The organism is Streptomyces sp. NTH33, from assembly GCF_003236365.1.
GTDB lineage: Bacteria > Actinomycetota > Actinomycetes > Streptomycetales > Streptomycetaceae > Streptomyces.
Genome location: NZ_POTZ01000437.1, coordinates 1 through 5784 on the forward strand (window position 1 = coordinate 1; position 5784 = coordinate 5784).

Annotated in this window: 5 protein-coding genes; 2 read left to right on the plus strand and 3 right to left on the minus strand. The window is 73.0% G+C overall.

Features of this window, described 5'->3' with window-relative positions:
* Both C1I97_RS29785 and C1I97_RS29790 read left to right on the plus strand, forming a co-directional pair.
* Positions 1–138: multicopper oxidase domain-containing protein (locus C1I97_RS29785; protein WP_181446971.1), on the plus strand; the 138-nt coding region annotated here is incomplete at its 5' end.
* A 66-nt stretch (positions 139–204) separates the two neighbouring features.
* Positions 205–1242, plus strand: coding sequence for a LacI family DNA-binding transcriptional regulator (locus tag C1I97_RS29790; RefSeq protein ID WP_111006210.1), 1038 nt, complete (start codon positions 205–207; stop codon positions 1240–1242).
* Between the two features lie 105 nt (positions 1243–1347).
* Here C1I97_RS29790 and C1I97_RS29795 read toward each other — a convergent pair whose 3' ends face one another.
* From C1I97_RS29795 to C1I97_RS29805, 3 genes are all read right to left on the minus strand, one after another.
* Positions 1348–2679, minus strand: coding sequence for an MFS transporter (locus C1I97_RS29795; RefSeq protein WP_111006211.1), 1332 nt, complete (start codon positions 2677–2679; stop codon positions 1348–1350).
* Positions 2676–4376 (minus strand): amidohydrolase, encoded by a 1701-nt coding sequence (locus C1I97_RS29800; protein ID WP_111006212.1) that lies wholly within the window; start codon positions 4374–4376, stop codon positions 2676–2678. The genes C1I97_RS29795 and C1I97_RS29800 overlap by 4 nt, the downstream gene beginning before the upstream one ends.
* Positions 4377–4420: 44 nt before the next feature.
* Positions 4421–5784 (minus strand): urease subunit alpha (locus C1I97_RS29805; protein WP_111006213.1); only part of this gene is annotated, 1364 nt, incomplete at its 5' end.

The window sequence follows — 5784 nt, forward strand, 5'->3', positions numbered from 1 at the left end:
GGCGCGTGGATGTACCACTGCCATGTGCAGAGCCACTCCGACATGGGCATGGTGGGCCTGTTCCTGGTGAGGAAGCCGGACGGGACGATCCCGGGATACGAGCCCCACGAACCACCACACGAGCCCCACGGGCACTGAGAGCGCTCACAGCCGGTTCCGGTCCAGGGCTATCCTGAGCCGCAACCGCCGGTGAGGAGTGCCGAAGTGACCGAGACAGCGCCGCGTCCCACGCTGGAGGCCGTGGCCGCGCGGGCGGGGGTGTCGCGGGCCACCGTGTCCCGGGTGGTGAACGGCGGGGACGGGGTCAGGCGGCCGCTGGCCGAGCGGGTGCTCCAGGCCGTGGAGGAACTCGGGTACGTGCCGAACCAGGCGGCCCGCAGCCTGGTGACCAGGCGGCACGACGCCGTCGCCGTGGTCATCGCCGAACCGGAGACCCGGGTCTTCGCCGACCCCTTCTTCGGGCTGCAGCTGCGCGGCATCAGCAAGGAGCTGACGGCCCATGACACCCAGCTCGTGCTGCTGCTGACGGAGGGACGCGAGGACCACGCCCGGGTCGGACGCTACCTGGCCGGCGGCCACGTCGACGGCGCGCTCGTCTTCTCGCTGCACCTCGACGACCCGCTGCCCGGGCTGATCCAGCGCGCCGGGGTGCCCACCGTGTTCGGCGGACGGCCCGGCTGGAGCGACGGCACCCACGGGATCGCCTACGTCGACAGCGACAACCGGGGCGGCGCCCGGGAGGCCGTACGGCACCTGGCCGGCCTCGGCCGGACCCGGATCGGGCACATCACCGGGGCCCTCGACCAGACCTCGGCCGCGGACCGGCTCGACGGCTACCGGGACGTCGTGGGCGACACCGATCCCCGGCTGATCGCCGAGAGCGACTTCACCCCCGCGGGCGGCGAGCGCGCCATGCGCGAACTCCTGGACCGCTGCCCCGGTCTGGACGCCGTGTTCGCCGCCAACGACCTCACCGCCTCCGGCGCCCTGCGCGTGCTGCGCGAGCGCGGGCTGCGGGTGCCCGAGGACGTCGCCGTGGTCGGCTTCGACGACATGCTGCCGGTGGCCGAGCAGACCGACCCACCGCTGACGACCGTCCGCCAGAACATAGAGGAGATGGGCCGGCTGATGGCCCGCCTGCTGCTGCGCGGCCCGGACCGCGACGGCTCCGAGGAGGGCGCGGACGACACGCCCCGCGGCATCGTCCTGCCGACGACCCTGGTACGGCGCGCCTCCGCCTAGCGCGACGACCATGACCGGACAGGCGTGTGTCCTGCCGCTCAGGAGCGGCAGGACACACGGAGACGGGGTTCACGAGCGGGCGGCAGCCCCGCGGGCCGAGGGGAGTCAGGTGGCGACCACGTTGTCCTTCACGCGCATCCGCTCTCCCAGGAACCCGCCCAGGGCGGTGGTCAGGGACAGTCCCACCAGCAGCAGGACCACCGGCCAGGGGGTCCCGTCGACGGCCCCCAGCATCGCGGCCGCCAGGAACGGCAGGAAACCGGTGAGGGCGCCGGCGAGGTTGTAGGCCAGGGCCACGCCGCTGTAGCGCAGGCGCGCCGGGAACAGCTCGGCGAGCAGCGCCCCGGACACCGCGTAGGCGATGGAGAGCACGCCGATGCCGCCCGCCATGGCCACCACGACCGCCACGGGGTTCTTGGTCTCGACCATCCAGAAGATGGGGAAGGCGAGCAGCGCGGTGAGCAGGCCGCCCCACACCGTGACCCGGCCGGGGCCGATGCGCTCGGCCACCCGCCCCATGGCGAGGATCACCACGATCTGGACGAGGGCCGCCACCAGCGTTCCGTTGACCATGAGGGAACGCGACATCCCCAGGGTGTCGGCACCGTAGCTGATCATGAACGTGGTCAGCAGGTAGAACCCGCCCACGCCCAGGGTTGCCGAGGCCATCGCCACCAGCAGCCGCCCCCACGCCTGGCGGAAGACGTCGAGTGCCGGGACCTTGGCCCGCTCGTCCTGCTTCATCATCTCGTCGAACAGCGGCGACTCCTCCACCTTGCGGCGGATGTAGACGGCGACGCCCAGCAGCGGGAAGGCGGCCAGGAACGGCAGGCGCCAGCCCCAGGAGTCGAAGGAGCCGGACGGGAGGAGGAGCACCAGGGAGAAGGCCCCGGAGGAGAGCAGCGTGCCCACCGGCGAACCGACCTGCGGCAGTGCGGCGTAGCGGCCGCGCTTCTCCGGCGGCGCGTGCTCCACGGCCAGGGTGACGGCGCCTCCCCACTCCCCGCCGACGGCTATGCCCTGCAGCAGCCGCAGGAACACGAGCAGCAGCGGCGCCGCGACACCGATGGCGGCGTAGCTCGGCAGCAGACCGATCAAGCCGGTCGCCGCACCGATCATCACCACGGTGATCAGCAGGGCCGGCCTTCGTCCCATGCGGTCGCCCAGCCATCCGAAGATGAGGGCGCCGATGGGCCGGGCCGCGAATCCGACCCCGAAGGTCGCGAAGGCCGCCAGGGTGGCCGCGGTGGGGTTGAGCGTGGTGAAGTACAGCCGGTTGAAGACGAGGGCGGCGGCGGTGCCGAAGAGGAAGTAGTCGTACCACTCCAGTGCCGTGCCGACGAAGGCCGCGAAGGCGACCCGGCCGGCGTCCTGGCCGGTGACGACGGCTGACGTACCCGGAGGCGCCCCTGGGGCGGTCTGCTCCGTCTTGCTCATTTCTTGCTCCTTGCATGCGGCCGTGGGGATGCGGCCGTGGGAAGAGGGCCGTTCACTGCTGTGAGGTCCTCGAGCGTCCCGGCGCCGTGGACGCACTCGCCGGCCACGAAGGTGGCCAGGACGCCGATGGCGCCGATCCGATCACTGTCAACACCGACGGGGTCGTCGGAAAGTATGACGAAGTCGGCGTACTTGCCGGGGGTGAGGCTGCCGCGCCGGTCCTCGTCGTGGGAGGCCCACGCGGCGTCGAGGGTGTAGGCGCGCAGGGCCTGCTCCGCGGTCACCCGCTCGTCGGGGCCGAGGACGACGCCCGCCCGGCTCAGCCGCTCCACCATGGACTGCATGCCGAGCAGGGGGGCGCCCGGTGCGACCGGGCGGTCGGAGCTTCCGGGCACCCGGATCCCCCGGTCCAGGAACGAGCGGTGGCGGTACATCCACGGGACGCGTGCGGGGCCGAGCGCCTCGGCCATGGTGTCTCCCACGGCGTACAGGAAGTGGGCCTGCGGCACCGGGACCACGCCCAGTTCGGCATAGCGGTCCAGCTGGTCGGGGCGGACCACCCCCGAGTGCTCGACGCGGTGCCGCGCGTCGGGGCGGGGCAGGACGCGCTGCGCCTCGGCGAAGGCGTCCAGGGCCAGGTCGACGGCGCTGTCGCCGATGGCGTGGGCGGCCACCCGCCAGCCCGCCCGGTGCGCGTCGACGACGAGCCGGCGCATCTGCTCCGGCCCGCCCTGGAAGACGCTCGAGGCGTGGTCGTGCCCGCAGAACGGCTCCGAGACGGCGGCCGTCCGGCCGATCAGCGACCCGTCCAGCCAGATCTTCATGGGGCCCAGCCGCAGCCGGTCGTCGCCGAAGCCGGAACGCAGCCCCAGATCGATCCCGGTGGTGATGCCGTCGTCGGCGTGCGCGCGCAGGGCGTGCAGATTGTCGGAGGCCACCATCAGCTCCACCCGGGTGCGCAGCGTGCCGCGCTCACGGGCCAGCTGGTAGGCGGCGGCCTCCACGGGGCTGCGGCCGATGAGGCCGAGTCCGATCCCGGCCTCCACCACGTGGGTGAGCCCCTCGGCGGCGTAGACGGCGCTCGCCCTGCCGAGGGCGTCGGCCAGCTCGGTCACCGGATACGGCAGCACCAGGTCGGTCACCAGGGTCTGGGCCCTCTCCTGGAGCAGCCCGGTCAGCGCGCCCCCGCCGTCGCGCACGACGACCCCGCCGTCGGGCGCGTCCGCGGTGCCGTCCAGGACGCCGGCCCGCCGCAGCACCTCGCTGCTGACCACGCACATGTGCCCGGAGCGGTGCTTGAGCCACACCGGCCGCCCGCCGCCCGCCCGGTCCAGGTCGGTGCGGTGCGGATGCGCGCCCATGACGGTGTCGTCGTATCCGGACCCCACGATCCAGGCGTCGGCCGGCAGGGCTGCCGCACGGCGGGCGACGGCGTCGTGGATCTGGGCCGTCGTGGTCGCCTCGCTCAGGTCGAGTTCGCCCAGGGACTGGCCGAACCAGGCCATGTGGTTGTGGGCGTCGCCGAACCCGGGGACGACGACCGCGCCGCGGCAGTCGAGCGTGGTGCGGGCGGGCAGGTCCCGCACCGCCTCGTCGAGGCCCACGACACGGCCGTGGAGGACACCGAGGGTGCGGGCGCGGGGGTACCGGTCGTCCACCGTGCGGATGCGGGCGTTGAACAGTTTGAGATCGAGCATGGAGGGGCTTTCGGAGGGACGGGAGGGGGACCGGTCGGTTCGGGTCAGGCCAGGTTCTGCAGCCGGGTCAGCGGCAGGTCGGCGGCGTGATGGACGTCGATCGCACGTCCGTCGACCAGGACCGCGTCGGGCGTCGTGGGCACCTTGACGTCGGGCACGGCGGTGTTGGCGACCATGTCGCCCCGGGTCAGACCCCGGCTGTCGCGCAGAGCCGTGTACCGGACCCCCTTCGGCAGTGCCTCGGACGCGGCGGAGTCGTCCAGGCACGCCTGGGAGACGAAGACCGTCGACAGCCGGCGCGGAGCCCCGCCCAGACCGCCGAAGTAGGGCTTCATCACCCGCGGCTGGGTCAGCCGGGTGGAGCCGGAGCCCGATCCGGACAGCCCCCAGGCCACGAACCCGGACTTGAGCACCAGTTCCGGCTGCGCGCCGAAGGTCACCGGGCGCCACAGCACGATGTCGGCGATACGGCCGGGCCGCAGCGAGCCGACGTCGGCGGCCATGCCGTGGGCGATCGCGGGGTTCAGCGTGATCTTGGCCAGGTACCGCAGCACCCGTTCGTTGTTGACGACGTCCGGACCCGTCTCCCCCGCCAGGTGGGCCTGGACGTGGGCGAGCTGCCAGGTGCGGCGCGCGGTCTCGGCGATGCGGCCCATGCCCATGGAGTCGGAGTTGACGATGCTGATCGCGCCGAGGTCGTGCAGGGCGTTCTCGGCGGCGATGGCGTGCTCGCGCACCCGGCTCGCCGCGATGGACAGGTCGCTGTCGACACCGTGGTGGCCGCGGTGCACCGTCATCGTCATGGGCAGCAGCTCGGCGACGGTCGCCGGGGTCAGCGGCAGGGTCGGCGTGGTGGAGGAGGTGAGCACGTGCGGCTGGGAGACGATCTCCAGCAGGTCGGGATGACCGCCGCCACCCTCGACGTGGTACGCGTGCACGGTGCGCCCACGGGTGGCCGACAGCGTGTCGGCCAGGTAGCCGGACTCGTTGAGGGTGTCCGTGTGCAGGGCGACGGGCAGGTCGGCCTGCTCGGCGACGCCCAGGCAGGTGTCGACGATCCGGGGGGTCGCCCCCCAGTCCTCATGGATCTTGAACCCGCCGGCTCCAGCGAGGACGGCGCGCTCCAGCAGCTCCTGCGAGGACGAGGAGCCCCGGGCCAGGAACGCCACGTTGACGGGCGCGTCGCGCCATCCCTCGATGAGGCTGTGCAGGTTGTAGGCGGGGTTGGCACCCACGTCCCACACCCCGCCGATGCCCATGCCCACCAGGGAGGTGACGCCCGCGGCGAGCGCCGCGGGGACCACTTCGGGGCTGGAGAGGTGGACGTGGGAGTCCACCACACCGGGGGTCGCGATGAGCCCCTCGCCCGTGATCATCGCGGTGTGGGAGTCGACGACGAGCTCCACAC

Excerpts from the sequence above, each read along its gene's own strand:
- C1I97_RS29800 (WP_111006212.1), bottom strand. The coding sequence starts at position 4,376 with ATGCTCGATCTCAAACTGTTCAACGCCCGCATCCGCACGGTGGACGAC.
- C1I97_RS29795 (WP_111006211.1), bottom strand. The coding sequence starts at position 2,679 with ATGAGCAAGACGGAGCAGACCGCCCCAGGGGCGCCTCCGGGTACGTCA.